This is a genomic window from Mycobacterium sp. E1747 (assembly GCF_001667775.1).
Taxonomy (GTDB): Bacteria; Actinomycetota; Actinomycetes; order Mycobacteriales; family Mycobacteriaceae; genus Mycobacterium.
The window spans coordinates 59,828-75,781 of the sequence record NZ_LZJI01000188.1; the positions used below are offsets into that span (position 1 = coordinate 59,828).

Here is a 15,954-nt window from a genome sequence, read left to right on the forward strand (position 1 = left end):
GCTCAGCCGGTTTTCGTCAGCAGCGCCGCGTCCTCGAACGGCAGCCGCGCGAAAATCGGCCGCGCTTTAGGGCTTACGTGTGCCGCGGCTTCGGCCTCGGTGACGATCCGCGGGTCCGCGATGCCGAAGGCCTTGCCGTTGCGGCGCATCCGCCCGCGCCGCCCGGCATCAACCCAACTTTTCACGGAAAACGGGTCTACTGTTTGAGCATGGGTGGCTCGCCGGGTGACGAAGCGGCCCAGCGCGCGGAGGAGCTCAAGCGCAGGGCGGAAGCCCTGGCCGCCCGCAAGCCCATCACCCCCGAAGACGTCGAGCTTGCGAACACCCGCGCCCAGCACGCCCACGAGCGGGACCAGGAGGCGCACCGCCGCGACCGAGATCGCCACTATGAGGCCGCCGTCGCGCACGAGCGCGCCGCCGAGGTGCATGAGCGGGCGGTCGACGAGCACCTCGGGAACGTCGAGGCGCACCGGCGGGCGGCGGAAAAAGAGCGCGACGCGGCCCGCCATCATTTCCAGGCCGCGCGGGAAGCCCAGCAGCAGGGCGGCACCTGACCCTGCCTGCTACACCCTGTAGTTGTACCCGCCGCGGGGGCTGGGACACTGGTTGTCATGGGAAGCAGTGACCAGGCGACCGCGCACGCCGCGACGACGGCGGCGTCGGCCCGGCTGTTCGCCGACGCCTGCGCCGTCATCCCCGGCGGGGTGAACTCCCCGGTGCGGGCGTTCACCGCGGTGGGCGGGACCCCGCGCTTCATCACCGAGGCCAACGGATACTGGCTCACCGACGCCGACGGCAATCGCTACGTCGACCTGGTCTGCTCGTGGGGCCCGATGATCCTCGGGCACGCGCACCCCGCCGTCGTCGACGCCGTCACCCGGGCCGCGGCGTCCGGCCTGTCCTTCGGCGCGCCCACCCCGGCGGAGAGCCAGCTGGCCGCCGAGATCATCGGGCGGGTGGCGCCCGTCGAGCGGATCCGGCTGGTCAACTCCGGCACCGAGGCCACGATGAGCGCGATCCGGCTGGCCCGCGGGTTCACCGGCAGGCCCAAGATCGTCAAGTTCTCCGGCTGCTACCACGGCCACGCCGACGCGCTGCTCGCCGACGCGGGATCCGGCGTGGCGACGCTGGGGCTGCCGTCCTCGCCCGGGGTCACCGGCGCGGCGGCGGCCGACACCATCGTGTTGCCGTACAACGACATCGACGCGGTGCGGCAGGCGTTCGCCGAGCTCGGCGACCAGATCGCCGCGGTGATCACCGAGGCCAGCCCCGGCAACATGGGCGTCGTCCCGCCCGCGGCCGGCTACAACGCGGCGCTACGGGCGATCACCGCCGAGCATGGCGCGCTGCTGATCGTCGACGAGGTGATGACCGGCTTCCGGGTGAGCCGAAGCGGCTGGTACGGAATCGATCCCGTCGACGCCGACCTGTTCACCTTCGGCAAGGTGATGAGCGGCGGGCTGCCCGCGGCCGCGTTCGGCGGCCGCACCGAGGTGATGGAGCGGCTCGCGCCGTTGGGGCCGGTGTATCAGGCCGGCACCCTGTCGGGTAATCCGGTGGCCGTGGCCGCCGGCCTGGCGACGCTGCGCGCCGCCGACGCCGCCGTCTACGCCGCCCTGGATGCCAACGCCGACCGGCTGGCTGGGCTGCTCTCCGAGTCATTGACCAACGCCTCTGTGCCACATCAGCTTTCACGGGCCGGCAACATGCTCAGCGTGTTCTTCACCGACGCGCCGGTGACCGACTTCGCGTCCGCGCGGGCCAGCCAGACCTGGCGTTACCCGCCGTTCTTCCACGCCCTGCTGGGCGCGGGCGTCTACCCGCCGTGCAGCGCCTTCGAGGCATGGTTCGTCTCGGCGGCGCTGGACGACGCGGCGTTCGACCGGATCGCCGAAGCCCTGCCCTTTGCCGCCCGCCGGGCGGCCGAGGCGGCCGCCGAGGAGGACAGGCCCTGATGGCCGATCAAACCCGGGTGCACGTGGTGCGCCACGGCGAGGTGCACAACCCCACCGGCATCCTCTATGGACGGCTGCCCGGATTCCACCTGTCCGAGAAGGGCCGCGAGCAAGCGGCCGCGGTGGCCGACGCGCTCGCCGGCCGGGACATCGTCGCGGTGGTCGCCTCCCCGCTGCAGCGGGCGCAGGAGACCGCCGCGCCGATCGCGGCCAAGCACGACGTGACCGTGGACACCGACCACGACCTGATCGAATCGGCGAACTTCTTCGAGGGTCGGCGGGTCGGCCCGGGCGACGGCGCCTGGCGCGACCCGCGGTTCTGGTGGCAGCTGCGCAACCCGTTCACTCCGTCCTGGGGTGAGCCGTACACCGAGATCGCGGCGCGGATGGCGACCGCGGTCGACAAGGCCCGCGCCCGCGCCGCCGGCCGCGAGGCGGTGTGCGTCAGCCACCAGCTGCCGGTGTGGACGCTGCGGCTGCATCTCACCGGCCGGCGGCTGTGGCACGACCCGCGCCGGCGGGAGTGTGGGCTGTGCTCGATCACCACGCTGGTGTACGAGGGCGACCGGTTGGCCGACGTCGAGTATCAGGAACCGGCACCTTAACCATGTGGCGACTGGCGATGGCCGGGGTCGTGCTGACGGCCCTCGTTGCGGGCTGCTCGTCGGGTCGCGACGCGGTGGCCCAGGGCGGCACCTTCGAATTCGTCTCCCCGGGCGGCAAGACCGACATCCACTACGACCCGCCGTCGAGCCGGGGCCGCCCCGGCCCGCTGACCGGGCCCGACCTGGCCGACCCCACGCACCCGCTGTCGCTGGACGACCCGATCTTCGCCGGCCGGGTCGTCGTCATCAACATCTGGGGCCAGTGGTGCGGCCCCTGCCGCGCCGAGGTCGGCCAGCTGCAGCAGGTCTACGACGCCACTCGCGGCGCGGCGGTGTCGTTCCTCGGCATCGACGTGCGCGACAGCAACCGGCAGGCCGCGCTGGACTTCGTCAACGACCGCCACGTGACGTTCCCCTCGATCTACGACCCGGCCATGCGCACCCTGATCGCGTTCGGCGGTAAGTACCCCACCACCGTGATCCCCTCCACGCTCGTCCTGGACCGCCAGCATCGGGTCGCGGCGGTGTTCCTGCGCGAACTGCTGGCGGCCGACCTGCAGCCCGTGGTGCAGAAGCTGGCCCGCGAGTGAACGGGTTCACCCAGATCGCCGCCGCCGGACCGCTGCTGGTGGCCCTCGGCGTGTGTCTGCTGGCGGGGCTGGTTTCCTTCGCCTCGCCGTGCGTGGTGCCGCTGGTGCCCGGTTACCTGTCCTACCTGGCAGCCGTCGTGGGCGTCGACGAGCAGCCGCTGCCCGGCCAGGTCAAGGCGCCGCCGTCGGCGCGGTGGCGGGTCGCGGGCTCGGCGGCGCTGTTCGTCGCCGGGTTCACCACGATCTTCGTGCTGGGCACGGTCGCGGTTCTCGGAATGACGACGACGCTGATCACCAATCAGCTGCTGCTGCAGCGGGTCGGGGGCGTGCTGACGATCGTGATGGGGCTCGCGTTCGTCGGCCTGATCCCGGCCCTGCAACGCCAGGCCCGGTTCAGCCCGCGCCAGCTGACGACGGTCGCCGGGGCCCCGCTGCTGGGCGCGGTCTTCGCGTTGGGCTGGACGCCGTGCCTGGGGCCGACGCTGGCCGGCGTGATCACCGTGGCCTCGGCCACCGACGGCGCGAGCGTGGCCCGCGGGATCGTCCTGGTGATCGCGTACTGCCTGGGGCTGGGCATCCCGTTCGTGCTGCTGGCGTTCGGCTCGGCCGGCGCGGTCGGCGCCCTGGGCTGGCTGCGGCGGCACACGCGGGGGATCCAGATCTTCGGCGGCGCGCTGCTGATCGCGGTCGGCGTCCTGCTGGTCACCGGCGTGTGGAACGACTTCATCTCCTGGCTGCGCGACGCTTTCGTGTCCGACGTGAGGCTGCCGATTTGACGGCGCCAGAGACACCGCGAGCAGACGCAAAATCGCACAAGACCGTGCGGTCTAAGGCGATTTTGCGTCTGCTCGCGCAGAGGGGGCGCAACACCTGGCGGGCGCTGACCTCGATGGGCACCGCGCTGGTGCTGCTGTTCCTGCTCGCGCTGGGCGCCATACCCGGAGCGCTGCTGCCACAGCGCAGCCTCAACGCCGGCAAGGTCGACGACTACCTGAAGGCCCACCCGGTCATCGGGCCCTGGCTGGACCGGCTGCAGGCGTTCAACGTGTTCTCCAGCTTCTGGTTCACCGCCATCTACGTCCTGCTGTTCATGTCGCTGGTCGGCTGCCTGACGCCGCGGATGATCGAGCATGCCCGCAGCCTGCGCGCCACCCCGGTGGCCGCCCCGCGCAACCTGGCCCGCCTGCCCAAGCACGCCAGCGCGCAGGTGCCGGCCGACCCGGGCGAGCTCAACGCCCTGGCGAACACGATCACCGGCCGGCTGCGCGGCTGGCGCACCGCCATCCGACACCCCGATGACGACGAGGCCAGCCTGGTCGAGGTGTCCGCCGAGAAGGGCTACCTGCGCGAGTTCGGCAACATCGTCTTCCACTTCTCCTTGCTGGGCCTGCTGGTCGCGGTGGCCGTCGGCAAGCTGTTCGGCTACGAGGGCAACGTCATCGTCATCGCCGACTCCGGACCGGGCTTCTGCTCGGCCTCGCCGGCCGCGTTCGACTCGTTCCGGGCCGGCAACACCGTCGACGGCACCTCGCTGAACCCGATCTGCATCCGGGTCAACGACTTTGCAGCGCACTACCTGCCGTCGGGGCAGGCCACCTCGTTCGCCGCCGACATCGACTACCAGGCCGGGCGCGACCTGGCAGCCAACAGTTGGCGGCACTACCTGCTCGAGGTCAACCACCCGCTGCGGGTCGGCGGCGACCGGGTGTACCTGCAGGGCCACGGCTACGCGCCGACCTTCACCGTGACGTTCCCGGACGGGCAGACGCGCACCTCGACCGTGCAATGGCGCCCCGACAACCCGCAGACCCTGCTCTCTTCGGGGGCGGTGCGCATCGACCCACCGGCCGGCAGCTATCCCAACGCCGTCGACCGCCGCCAGCACGAGATCGCGATCCAGGGCCTGCTGGCGCCGACCGAGCAGCTCGACGGCGCCCTGTTGTCGTCGCGGTTCCCCGCCCTGAACGCCCCCGCCGTGGCCGTCGACATCTATCGCGGCGACACCGGCCTGGACACCGGGCGGCCCCAATCGCTGTTCACGTTGGACCCGCGGCTGATCCAGCAGGGCAGGCTGACCAAGGAGAAGCGGGTCAACCTGCGGGCCGGGCAGGAGGTCCGGATCGAGGCGGGCCCGGCGGCCGGCACCGTCGTCCGCTTCGACGGCGCCGTGCCGTTCGTCAACCTGCAGGTCTCGCACGACCCGGGCCAGGTCTGGGTGCTGGTTTTCGCCATCACGATGATGGGCGGCCTGCTGGTGTCGCTGCTGGTGCGGCGCCGCCGGGTGTGGGTCCGCCTCACTCCGGGGGCCGGTACGGTGAACGTCGAATTGGGCGGGCTGGCCCGCACCGACAACTCCGGGTGGGGCGACGAGTTGGAGCGGTTGACCGAGCGGGTGCTGGACGGCCTGGGCCGGCCCGATCGCGCTCAGACAGTCAAGCCCCCCGCGTCCAGAAGGAGTTCTGAGGTGGACGTCAAATGAACACGCTGCACGTCAACATCGGGCTGGCGCGCTACTCCGACTGGGCGTTCACGTCGGCGGTGGTGGCGCTCGTCATCGCGCTGCTGCTGCTGGCCTTCGAGCTGGCGTACGCCGGCGGCCGCCGCGTCGACCGGCGCGAGCGGGTGTCGGCCGGCGCGGTCGCCTCGGACAGCATCACCCCAGGCATCGTCGAGGACGTCCCCGGACGGCCGCTGGACGAACGCGTCGGGCGCGCCGGGCTGGCGGTGGTTTACCTCGGCATCGGACTGCTGCTGGCCTGCATCGTGCTGCGCGGCCTGGCCACCCTGCGGGTGCCGTGGGGCAACATGTACGAGTTCATCAACCTGACCTGCATGTGCGGCCTGCTCGCCGGGGCGTTCGTGCTGCGCCGCCCGCAATACCGCCCGCTGTGGGTCTTCCTGCTGGTGCCGGTGCTGATCCTGCTCACGGTGTCCGGGCGCTGGCTCTACACCAACGCCGCGCCGGTGATGCCCGCGCTGCAGTCCTACTGGCTGCCCATCCACGTGTCGGTGGTCAGCCTGGGCTCCGGGGTGTTCATGGTCGCCGGCATCGCCAGCATCCTGTTCCTGCTGCGCACCTCGCGGCTCGGCGATCCGGACGCCGAGGGGGCGCTGGCCCGGGTGGTGCGGCGCTTCCCCGACGCGCAGACGCTGGACCGCGTCGCCTACCGGACCACGATCTTCGCCTTCCCCGTCTTCGGCTTCGGCGTCATCTTCGGCGCGATCTGGGCGGAGGAGGCGTGGGGGCGGTACTGGGGCTGGGACCCCAAGGAGACTGTGTCCTTCGTCGCCTGGGTGATCTACGCCGCCTACCTACACGCCAGGTCGACGGCGGGATGGCGAGACAGGAAGGCGGCCTGGATCAACGTCGCGGGGTTCGTGGCCATGGTCTTCAATCTGTTCTTCGTTAACCTGGTGACCGTGGGCCTGCATTCGTATGCGGGCGTGGGGTGACCGCCAGCGACCGACCCAAGTAACGCAACAAGGGGGAGTGCACGTGTCCGACCATCCGACGACGGGCGTGGGGGCGCCCGAGGAGCTGACCACGCAAATTCCTCCGCCGGGGCCGCCGGCCTCGCCCGTGACCGGCGACCAACCGCCCGCCGACGGCGGCGAAGCGCCGACCCGCGCGTTCGCCGGATTCCGCACCGAACGGCGACCGGAGCGGCGGGACGCGGCGCCGCCGACCACGCCCCGGCCCGCGGGGATGCCGCCCTGGGATTCCACCCCGGTGACCGGCATCCCGCGGGTCGACCCGACCGCGTACGGCGCCTACTACACCGGCCCCGCGGAAGCCCCCCGCCCGCAAGCCCCGCCGCGCCCCGAGCCGCTGCCGCACACGCCGTACCCGGAGCTGTCCACCGGCATGTTGCTGCGGCCGGTCAAGCCGCCGCCGTCGGAGGGCTGGCGCCGGCTGCTCTACGAACTGTCCGGCCACCTGATCAACCTCGGGGAGAGCCCGCGGGCCGCCCGCTACAACAACCTGGTCGCGCAGGTGAACCGGCCGTTGCGCGGCTGCTACCGGATCGCGCTGGTGTCGCTCAAAGGCGGCGTCGGAAAGACGACGATCGCCGCGACGATGGGCGCCACCTTCGCCTCCATCCGCGGTGACCGGGTGGTCGCGGTCGACGCCAACCCCGACCGCGGCACGCTGAGCCAGAAGATCCCGTTGGAGACCGCGGCGACGGTGCGTCAGCTGCTGCACGACGCCGGGAGCATCGAGCGCTACAGCGACGTCCGCCGCTACACCTCGAAGGGCCCGAGCGGACTGGAGGTGCTGGCCTCAGAAACCGACCCGGCCGTCTCGGAGGCATTCAGCGCCGGGGACTACACCCGCGTCCTGGACGTGCTGGAACGGTTCTACGGCCTGGTCCTCACCGACTGCGGCCCGGGCCTGCTGCACTCGGTGATGTCCTCGGTGCTGGAGAAGGCCGACGTCCTGGTCGTGGTCAGCTCCGGATCCATCGACGGGGCGCGCAGCGCGTCGGCGACGCTGGACTGGCTGGACGCGCACGGCCACCAGGAAATGGTGCGCAACGCGGTCGCGGTGATCAACGGGGTGCGGCCGCGCACGGGCAAGGTCGACATGAACAAGGTGGTCGACCACTTCGCCCGCCGCTGCCGCGCCGTCCAGGTGGTGCCGTTCGACCCGCACCTCGAAGAGGGCGCCGAGATCGACCTGGATCGGCTGAAAAGGTCGACGCGCGAGGCGCTCACCGAGCTGGCGGCCATCGTCGCCGACGGGTTTCCGCGGGATCAGCGCAATCCCGGGATCGCGTAGCGCCTCACCGGGGGGTGTCCCCGTGGCCTAACCGCCGCAAGAACTCCGGATCATCGTCGGGCCCGATCACGCGCGTCTTCGGCCTGTTCATCTGCGACCGCGCCGTACGCCAGCCAACGTAGATCAGCGTCCCCAACATCAGGACGAGCAGCAGGTAGAGCACTCAACACCTCCTCGCACGAATATACCCGCGCCGTAGGCTCTCCCCTGTGTCAGAAGGAGCCAGCGACAACAGCCCCGGGGGCGGCGGGGGCCAGGCGCCGGGCACCGGTCGCCGGGCGGTGATCGACGTGCTGCTTTACGCGGCGGCCCGGCTGCTGCTGGCGGTGGCGCTCGCCGCCGCCATCTACGGGGTGGCGCGCCTGATCGGGGTCAGCCAGTTTCCGATCGTCGTCGCCGCGTTGTTCGCGCTGGTCATCGCGATGCCCCTGGGCATCTGGCTGTTCGGCCCGCTGCGCCGGCGCGCCACCGCGTCGCTGGCGACGGCCGGTGAACGCCGGCGCCGGGAACGCGAACAATTGCGGGCCCGGCTGCACGGCGAGCCGGGGCCCGACGAGCGCGCGGCCGATCAGTAGTTGGGCATCCGCACGACCTGCGCGGCATAACTGAGGCCCGCGCCGTAACCGATCAACAGGGCCAGGTCGCCGGGCTTGGCCGCCCCGGTGTCCAGCAACTCGGCCATCGCCAGGGGGATGGAGGCCGCCGAGGTGTTGCCGGTGTGCTCGATGTCGTTGGCGACGACGGCGTCCGGCCGCAGCTCCAGGCTCTTGGCCAGGACCTCATTGATGCGGCTGTTGGCCTGGTGGGGCACGAAGACGTCGATCTCGTCGGGCCGCACACCCGCCGCGTCCATCGCCTGCCGGCCGACCTTGCCCATCTCGAACGCCGCCCACCGGAACACCGCGCTGCCCTCGAGCCGCAGGAACGGGCGGGGGCCGGTGGGGGCGTCCATGTAGTCGATCCAGTCGATGTCCTGCCGTATCGCCAGGGCCTGTTCGCCGTCGCTGCCCCAGACGGTGGGGCCGATGCCCTGATCGGGCGTCTCGCCGACCACCACGCCCGCCGCGCCGTCGGCGAAGATGAAGCAGTTGGTGCGGTCCTGCATGTCCACCGTGGGGGACAGTTTCTCCGAACCGAGGACGAGCACCTTGGCGGCGGTCCCGCCGCGGATCATGTCGGCCGCGACGCCGAGCGCGTAGCCGAAGCCGGCGCACCCCGCCGAGACGTCGAACGCGGGCACGCCCGTGGCGCCCAGGGCGGCGGCAACCGCCGGGGCGCACGCCGGGGTCTGCAGGAAATGGGTGCTGGTCGCGACGATCACGCAGTCGATGTCCGACGGCGTCAGCCCCGCGGTCGTGATCGCCTGCCGTCCGGCCTCGGTGGCCATGGACGCGGCGGATTCGTCGCGGGCGGCGAACCGGCGGGTCTTGATCCCGGTCCGGGTGAAGATCCACTCATCGGACGACTCGATGTTCTGGCATATCTCGTCGTTGGTGACGACCCGTTCGGGGCGGTACGCCCCGACGCTGAGCAATCCGATGTTCCTCGGTCCACTGGTAGCGGCGATCTGCTTCACTGCTGTCCCCGATCGGTGTTGTCCATGACCGGCCGTTGATCGCGGGCCGACCACCCATTGTTATCCGATCCATCGCCGGGGCTTGGCAGTACCGACACATCCGGGGAGTCAGCCGGCCAGCGCCAGAGCCACCGCCACCGCGATCGCCCAGGCCACCATGGCCAGCCCGGTGTCCCGCAGCACGGGAATCAGTTCCGGGCCGCCGCGCCCCGACCGCACCGGGCCCGCCGCGCGCAGCGCCAGCGGCGTGGCCACGAATCCCACGGCGCACCACGGCGTCGCGGCCATCAGCACCAGGGTCAACACCCCGGCGGTCGCCAGCAGCGCCTGGTACAGCGTGCGGGTGTGGGCATCGCCGAGCCGCACCGCCAGGGTGATCTTGCCCGACTGCGCGTCGGTGGGGATGTCTCGCAGGTTGTTGGCCACCAGCACCGACGACGACAGCGCCCCGATCGAGACCGCCAGCGCCAGCCCCACCCAGTCCACCCGCAGCGCCTGGGTGTACTCGGTGCCGAGCACGGCCACCAGCCCGAAGAACACGAACACCGCGACCTCGCCGAAACCGGCGTAGCCGTAGGGTTTCGAGCCGCCCGTATACAGCCACGCGCCGGCGATGCACACCGCACCGACGGCGAGCAGCCACGGCGCGCTGACCAGCGCGAGGGCCAGGCCGGCCACCGCCCCGACCGTCAGGCTCGCCACCGCGGCGGCGAGCACCGACCGCGGGGTCGCCAGCCGCGAGCCCACCAGGCGCATCGGGCCGGCCCGCTCGTCGTCGGTCCCGCGGACGCCGTCGGAGTAGTCGTTGGCGTAGTTGACGCCGACGGTCAGCGCGACCGCGACGGCCAGCGCCAGCAGCGCCTTCCACCACACCGCGGATCCCAGCCACGCCGCCGCGCCGGTCCCCGCGACCACCGGCGCCACCGCGTTGGGCAGCGTCCGCGGCCGCGCACCGGAGACCCACTGCCCGAAATTGGCCACGAGAACATCCTGCCAGCACCCCTCCCCCCGCCCGCGCCCACGATCCGGTGCGGGCCATGCACCACAATGGGCGGATGCTCGGAGTCATCGGCGGCAGCGGCTTTTACACATTCTTCGAGTCCGACACCCGCGCCGTCGACGTCGACACCCCGTACGGGCCGCCGAGCGCACCGGTCACCGTCGGCGCCGTCGGCGGCCACGAGGTCGCGTTTTTGCCCCGGCACGGGACCAGCCACCAGTTCTCGGCACACACCGTGCCGTATCGGGCCAACATGTGGGCCTTGCGCAAGCTCGGGGTGCGTCGGATCTTCGCACCCTGCGCCGTCGGCAGTCTCGAGCCCCGAAACGGTCCGGGCGCCATCGTGGTGCCCGATCAGCTGGTCGATCGCACCAGCGGCCGCCCCGACACCTACTTCGATTCCGGCGGCATCCACGTCGACTTCGCCGACCCGTACTGCCCCAGCTTGCGCGCCGCGGTGACCGGCCTGCCGGGCGTGGTCGACGGCGGCACCATGGTGGTGATCCAGGGGCCGCGGTTTTCCACCCGGGCGGAAAGCCGGTGGTTCGCCTCGGCGGGGTTCTCGCTGGTGAACATGACGGGCTACCCGGAGGCGGTGCTGGCCCGGGAGCTCGAAATATGTTATGCCACAATCGCTTTGGTGACCGATCTGGATGCCGGGGTAACGGCCGGCGAGGGGGTGACCACCGTCGAGGTGTTCGCCGAATTCGAGAAGAACATCGGCGGGTTCAAAGAGCTGGTGCGCCAGGCGATCGGCCGCGTCGCGAGCGAACGCAACTGCACGCACTGCCTGCCGCATACCGGGGTCACGCTGCCCGTCGAGCTGCCATGAGGGTGCTGCTCACCGGGGCGGCCGGTTTCATCGGTTCGCGGGTGGACGCGGCGCTGCGCGCGGCGGGTCACGACGTGGTCGGCGTCGACGCGTTGCTGCCCGCGGCGCACGGCCCGGATCCCGTGCTGCCGCGGGGATGTCACCGCGTCGACGTCCGCGACGCCGACGCGCTGGATCCCCTGCTGGACGGGGTGGACCTGGTTTGCCATCAGGCGGCGATGGTCGGTGCGGGCGTGGACGCCACCGATGCCCCCGCCTACGGCGGCCACAACGATTTCGCCACGACGGTGCTGCTGGCGCGGATGTTCGCGGCCGGGGTGCGCCGCCTGGTGCTGGCCTCGTCGATGGTGGTGTACGGGCAGGGCCGCTACCACTGCGGGCGGCACGGGGACGTCGACCCGCTGCCGCGGCGGCGCGAAGACCTCGACGCCGGCGTCTTCGAACACCGCTGCCCGATCGGGGGCGAGGAGCTGGCTTGGCGCCTCGTCGACGAGGACGCGGCGTTGCGGCCGCGCAGCCTGTACGCGGCCAGCAAGACCGCGCAGGAGCACTACGCGCTGGCATGGTCGGAGTCGACGGGCGGGTCGGTGGTGGCGCTGCGCTACCACAACGTCTACGGCCCCGGCATGCCGCGCGACACCCCCTACTCCGGGGTGGCGGCCATCTTTCGGTCATCACTCGAAAAGGGCCAGCCGCCAAGGGTTTTCGAGGACGGCGGCCAGATGCGGGACTTCGTCCACGTCGACGACGTGGCCGCCGCCAACCTCGCGGCCATCCAGCACACGGACGGATTCACCGCCGTCAACGTCTGTTCCGGGCGGCCGGTCTCGATCCTCGAGGTGGCCGGCGCGCTGTGCGAAGCGCGTGGCGGATCGCTGGCACCGGTGATCACCGGCCAATATCGCAGCGGCGACGTGCGCCACATCGTCGCCGACCCGTCCCTTGCCGCCGAGGTGCTGGGCTTCCGGACGCGCATCGGCCCGGCCGAGGGCCTGCGGGAATTCGCGTCCGCCCCGCTCCGCTGAGCGTTCTACGCCTGCGGCGGCCGATAGATCTTGGGTTTCTGGACGGGTATCTGCCGTGTCGCGGAATCGTCGCCCCGGAAGATCCGGGGACCGGTGCTGATCCGGGTGGTCGCCGCGACCGACGGCGCGGCGGCGCGGCCGACCGGGACGCGCGCCGGCGAAGCGGGGGGAGCGCCCGCCGGGGCGGCGGCCTTGCGGGCGCGGCGGCGGCGCAGACGCCGGCCGTGCAGCTGCCCGGTGACGATCGCGGCCCCCAGGATGCACAGCGCGAGGCCGCACAGGGCCACGTCGAAGGTGCTGGTGATCTGCTGGGCCAGGTTGTTCCCGTAGACCGGGTGCTGCGCCGGGGACGTCGGCGAGTCCGCGAATCGTGGAGCCAGCACCACGCCCACCACCACGCGCGCGACGCTCAGCGTCGCCACCAGCCCGCACAGTGACGAGATCAGGCGCGCCGAGCGGGCGGTGTCGGCCAGGTTGATGCGCAGCCAGATCGCCAGCAGCGCGGTGGCCAGGTCGAAGCCGGCCAGCACGACGCTGTCGTAGCGCGAGAACGGGTAGTTCAGGCTCACGGAGACGAAGAGATCGGTCAGCCGCATCACCATCGAACCCAGGGCCCATACGGCGATGAGCAGCAGGCCATTTCGGGCCGCCGCCCGCCAGGCGCTCTCCTCGGCCCCGGTGGTATTCCGGTGACCGAACAGGGCCCGCGGGGCGAACGCGGCCGCGGCCGCGGCCCACGCCAGGTAGCCCTCGAAGCCGACCCCGGCGGTCGACGTGTTCTGCGCGATGCCGTGGAACGCGTCGATGTCCCGCCCCACCGGCAGAATCCACACCAAGATGCCGGCGACCAGTGTCGAGGCGCCGAGTGCGACGGTGGCCAGCCGGGCGGACCTGGTGCCGCGGAGCAACCACCTGGCGGCCACCAGCACGGCGACCAACGCCACCGCGCCGTACACCACCGCCGTCACGATGACCGCGACGTTCTGCTTGCCGAACTCGGCTGCGCCCCCGGCGCTTTGCAGCGCGTAGCGCACCCGCCAGTACAGGTTGACGCCGAAGCTGAGCACCGCCAACACCATCGACGCGTAGCCGATGAAGCGGGCGGACCGCAGCCAGCCGGCGTGGTCGTCGCCTTCGGGGACCGGTCCCGACCGGGCGCCCGCGGTCGGGGCTTGCGCGCTCAGCATGCAGCCGGCGATGCCCAGCCACGCCCCGGGTCCCACGCCGCCGGGCACGGTCACCGTGCCGCCGAACCGGACGGTCTCGAACACGTCGAACCCGACGAAGGCCAGCACCAGCAGCGCGTAGGGCATGTTGAGCGCCAGGCGCAGCCGACCCGCCGTGGCCGGGTTGAACCGCGCGCCCGACGCCCTCCAGGAACCGGCCACCGCGACGGCGACGACGGACAGCACGGTCACCGCCAGCAACACGGCGAACAAGAACGGTTTGCTACCCGGAATCCCGACGCCGAAGTACAGGTTCCACGGCAGGAACACGGCGATGACGAGCAGCGCGACGGCGGTCAAGTCGCCGACCCACCGGCGCCGGGTCGGGTCGGGGGGCGCGGCCGCGGCGCTCGGGGCCGGCCGGACGATGCGAGTGGTCTGCTGCCCCTGGCCGTGAATGGGGCCCGTTGGTGCGTCGTCACTGCTCTGGGTCACCATGCCCCCCGCAAATCACGGACGATTACGTGCGGCGCAGGTTCGGTTGCGCGGCGGGCGAATACCCTGCCGGGGCGGCCGCACTGCTCGCTTGCGAACATATTCTCCGTTCGGACGCCGTGGCGGATCCCCTGGCGACCGTCCTGTCGTTCGAGAAGCTGGTTACGCTGCGCTATAGGCAAACCTTTGTCGCCCGAATAACGGATACTGCCAACGGTATCGCAAGTGTAATGATGCCGGGACATTGCTGGCCGTGGGGTGGCCAGCCGAAGGAGAACCGGGATGGACGTCGTGTTGGGGGTCGCGGTCACGGGCCCCGTCGCCCGCTTGGCGCTTGTCGGGCCGGGCGCCGACGTGATCGACCAGTCCGTCGTCGACCTGGAGGACGATCCGGTCGGCAAACTCACCGAGACGGTGGCCGGCACCAATCGGCTACTGGCAGACGAGAACCACCGGCTGGTCGGCACCCGGGTGTGCTGGAGCGACGATCCGCTGGCCGGCCAGCTGCGGCAAGCCCTGGAAAACTCCGGCGTCCCCAACGTCGCGGTGCTCTCCGAGTCGCAGGCGGTAACCGCCCTGATGCGCGCGGCCGGCCGCCCCGGCGCCGCGCTGGTGATGAACGACGCGACGGCGACGCTGTCGGTGCCGGGCCCCGGTGCGGACCCGGACGCCCCGCCGACCGTACTGGCCCAGGAGCCGCTGGCCGGCGGCGATGGGACCGCCGCGTTCGACACGATGATGGCCCAACTCAGCAACCGGCCGGACGCCCCGGCCGAGGTGTACCTGTTGGGCGCATCCCCCGAGCTGATCCAGGTCGCCGACCAGTTCCGCGATGCGTCGACCATGCGGGTGCAGGTCGCCGACGACCCGTCTTTCGCGGTCGCCCGGGGTGCCGCCATGGCCGCCGCGGCGCAATCCGCGTCGGCCGCCTGGGACGCGACGGCGATGGCACCGGCGGTGGGGCTCACCGGCGACGAGACCGCGAATGCGCCGGCCGCGGGGCTCGCCGGGGACGAGACGACGGTCGTGCCCCCGGCCGCCGCTGAGGAACCCCAGCTGGCGTACTCGATGACCGACGACGCCGAGCCGTTCGCGGGCGACGAGTACGACCCCGAATACGACGGATACGACGCCTTCGACCAGACCGAGGCCATCCCCTCGCGGCTCAGCCGCCGATCCCTGGTGCTGGGCAACGCCGTCATCGCCTTCGCGGTCATCGGTTTCGCGTCGCTGGCCGCCGCGGTGGCCATCGCGGTCCGGCCCACCGCGAGCCAGCAGCCGGTGGTGGGCCACCAGAACGCCGCCCCGGGCAAGTTCATGCCGCTGCTGCCGACGCAGCAGCAGGCGCCGGTGCCCCCGCCCCCGGCCGATCAGCCCAACGCCGGTTTCCAGGGCGGCGTCATCCCGGACGCCAACGGTCTTCTTCCGGTGCAGGGCACGTCGCCCGGCGCGGGCGTCCCGGCCGCGCCCGCCCCGGTGGCGCCCGTCCCCCCTAGCGTCGTGCCCAACCCCAATCCCGATGTGCCGCTGCCGATCCCGGTCATCGTTCCGGTCCCGATATATCCGCCGCCGCCCTACAACCCGCCGACGACCACGACGCCGACGATCACCACGACCACGACGACGCCGACGATCACCACCACGACGCCGCCGACGATCACCACCACCACGACGGCGCCGTCCACCAACACGCCCACCACGACGATGCCGACGACCACCACCGAGCCGCCGGTGACGACCACGACGGCGCCGACGAACACCAAGACGCCGTTGACCCAGACACAAACGCCGACCACCGCCGCGCCGCCGCCCAGCACCCACCAATCGACGGTGGCGCCGCCGCACACGCAGACCCAGCAGCCGCAGACCCAGCAACCGCAGACGCTCGTCCCGCAGCAGCCACGTACCCATCGCGGGTTCTGAGCCGGCC

16 protein-coding genes and 1 pseudogene are annotated in these 15,954 nt (G+C 71.8%); 12 read left to right on the top strand and 5 right to left on the bottom strand.

What is annotated here, in order from left to right:
• Positions 1 to 2: 2 nt before the first annotated feature.
• Positions 3 to 161 (bottom strand): annotated as a pseudogene (locus A5695_RS27800) (nitroreductase family deazaflavin-dependent oxidoreductase); the annotation flags it as partial.
• 48 nt (positions 162 to 209) lie between these two features.
• Between A5695_RS27800 and A5695_RS28720 the strand changes: the two are divergent.
• The 8 genes from A5695_RS28720 (at position 210) to A5695_RS19020 (ending at position 7,930) form a co-directional block, all read left to right on the top strand.
• Entirely contained in the window at positions 210 to 554 is a 345-nt protein-coding gene (locus A5695_RS28720) for a hypothetical protein (protein WP_068085483.1), read from the top strand.
• A gap of 57 nt (positions 555 to 611) precedes the next feature.
• Positions 612 to 1,955 (top strand): glutamate-1-semialdehyde 2,1-aminomutase, encoded by a 1,344-nt coding sequence (hemL, locus tag A5695_RS18990; protein ID WP_068085485.1) that lies wholly within the window; start codon positions 612 to 614, stop codon positions 1,953 to 1,955.
• Positions 1,955 to 2,560 (top strand): histidine phosphatase family protein, encoded by a 606-nt coding sequence (locus tag A5695_RS18995; RefSeq protein ID WP_068085487.1) that lies wholly within the window; start codon positions 1,955 to 1,957, stop codon positions 2,558 to 2,560. The genes hemL and A5695_RS18995 overlap by 1 nt, the downstream gene beginning before the upstream one ends.
• A gap of 2 nt (positions 2,561 to 2,562) precedes the next feature.
• On the top strand, positions 2,563 to 3,150 hold the full coding sequence (locus A5695_RS19000) for a TlpA disulfide reductase family protein (RefSeq protein ID WP_068085489.1): 588 nt from the start codon (positions 2,563 to 2,565) through the stop codon (positions 3,148 to 3,150).
• Complete coding sequence (locus A5695_RS19005; protein WP_068085491.1) at positions 3,147 to 3,926, top strand: cytochrome c biogenesis CcdA family protein; 780 nt, start codon at positions 3,147 to 3,149, stop codon at positions 3,924 to 3,926. The genes A5695_RS19000 and A5695_RS19005 overlap by 4 nt, the downstream gene beginning before the upstream one ends.
• A gap of 113 nt (positions 3,927 to 4,039) precedes the next feature.
• Entirely contained in the window at positions 4,040 to 5,629 is a 1,590-nt protein-coding gene (locus A5695_RS19010) for a cytochrome c biogenesis protein ResB (protein ID WP_068085598.1), read from the top strand.
• Entirely contained in the window at positions 5,626 to 6,603 is a 978-nt protein-coding gene (ccsB, locus tag A5695_RS19015) for a c-type cytochrome biogenesis protein CcsB (protein ID WP_068085493.1), read from the top strand. The genes A5695_RS19010 and ccsB overlap by 4 nt, the downstream gene beginning before the upstream one ends.
• Positions 6,604 to 6,640: 37 nt before the next feature.
• Entirely contained in the window at positions 6,641 to 7,930 is a 1,290-nt protein-coding gene (locus A5695_RS19020) for a MinD/ParA family protein (protein WP_369830211.1), read from the top strand.
• 4 nt (positions 7,931 to 7,934) lie between these two features.
• On the opposite strand, the gene A5695_RS28725 is transcribed toward A5695_RS19020, so the two are convergent.
• The gene (locus tag A5695_RS28725) at positions 7,935 to 8,093 is read right to left on the bottom strand and encodes a hypothetical protein (RefSeq protein ID WP_156749741.1); all 159 of its coding nucleotides are present in this window, start codon (positions 8,091 to 8,093) and stop codon (positions 7,935 to 7,937) included.
• Positions 8,094 to 8,211: 118 nt separating this feature from the next.
• Here A5695_RS28725 and A5695_RS19025 point away from each other — a divergent pair, with 118 nt between their 5' ends.
• Entirely contained in the window at positions 8,212 to 8,505 is a 294-nt protein-coding gene (locus A5695_RS19025) for a DUF4229 domain-containing protein (RefSeq protein ID WP_231974902.1), read from the top strand.
• Here A5695_RS19025 and fabH read toward each other — a convergent pair.
• The gene (gene fabH, locus A5695_RS19030; RefSeq protein WP_068085498.1) at positions 8,499 to 9,506 is read right to left on the bottom strand and encodes a beta-ketoacyl-ACP synthase III; all 1,008 of its coding nucleotides are present in this window, start codon (positions 9,504 to 9,506) and stop codon (positions 8,499 to 8,501) included. The genes A5695_RS19025 and fabH overlap by 7 nt on opposite strands.
• 108 nt (positions 9,507 to 9,614) lie before the next feature.
• The gene (locus tag A5695_RS19035; protein ID WP_068085500.1) at positions 9,615 to 10,487 is read right to left on the bottom strand and encodes a 1,4-dihydroxy-2-naphthoate polyprenyltransferase; all 873 of its coding nucleotides are present in this window, start codon (positions 10,485 to 10,487) and stop codon (positions 9,615 to 9,617) included.
• A gap of 74 nt (positions 10,488 to 10,561) precedes the next feature.
• On the opposite strand from A5695_RS19035, the gene A5695_RS19040 reads away from it, so the two are divergent.
• Positions 10,562 to 11,338 (top strand): S-methyl-5'-thioadenosine phosphorylase, encoded by a 777-nt coding sequence (locus tag A5695_RS19040; RefSeq protein ID WP_068085503.1) that lies wholly within the window; start codon positions 10,562 to 10,564, stop codon positions 11,336 to 11,338.
• Complete coding sequence (locus A5695_RS19045) at positions 11,335 to 12,363, top strand: NAD-dependent epimerase/dehydratase family protein (protein WP_068085506.1); 1,029 nt, start codon at positions 11,335 to 11,337, stop codon at positions 12,361 to 12,363. Before A5695_RS19040 ends, A5695_RS19045 begins: the two co-directional genes overlap by 4 nt.
• Positions 12,364 to 12,368: 5 nt before the next feature.
• On the opposite strand, the gene A5695_RS19050 is transcribed toward A5695_RS19045, so the two are convergent.
• Complete coding sequence (locus A5695_RS19050) at positions 12,369 to 14,027, bottom strand: hypothetical protein (RefSeq protein WP_068085512.1); 1,659 nt, start codon at positions 14,025 to 14,027, stop codon at positions 12,369 to 12,371.
• Between the two features lie 279 nt (positions 14,028 to 14,306).
• Between A5695_RS19050 and A5695_RS19055 the strand changes: the two genes are divergently transcribed.
• Positions 14,307 to 15,947, top strand: coding sequence for a hypothetical protein (locus A5695_RS19055; protein WP_068085517.1), 1,641 nt, complete (start codon positions 14,307 to 14,309; stop codon positions 15,945 to 15,947).
• The last annotated feature ends 7 nt before the right edge of the window (positions 15,948 to 15,954 follow it).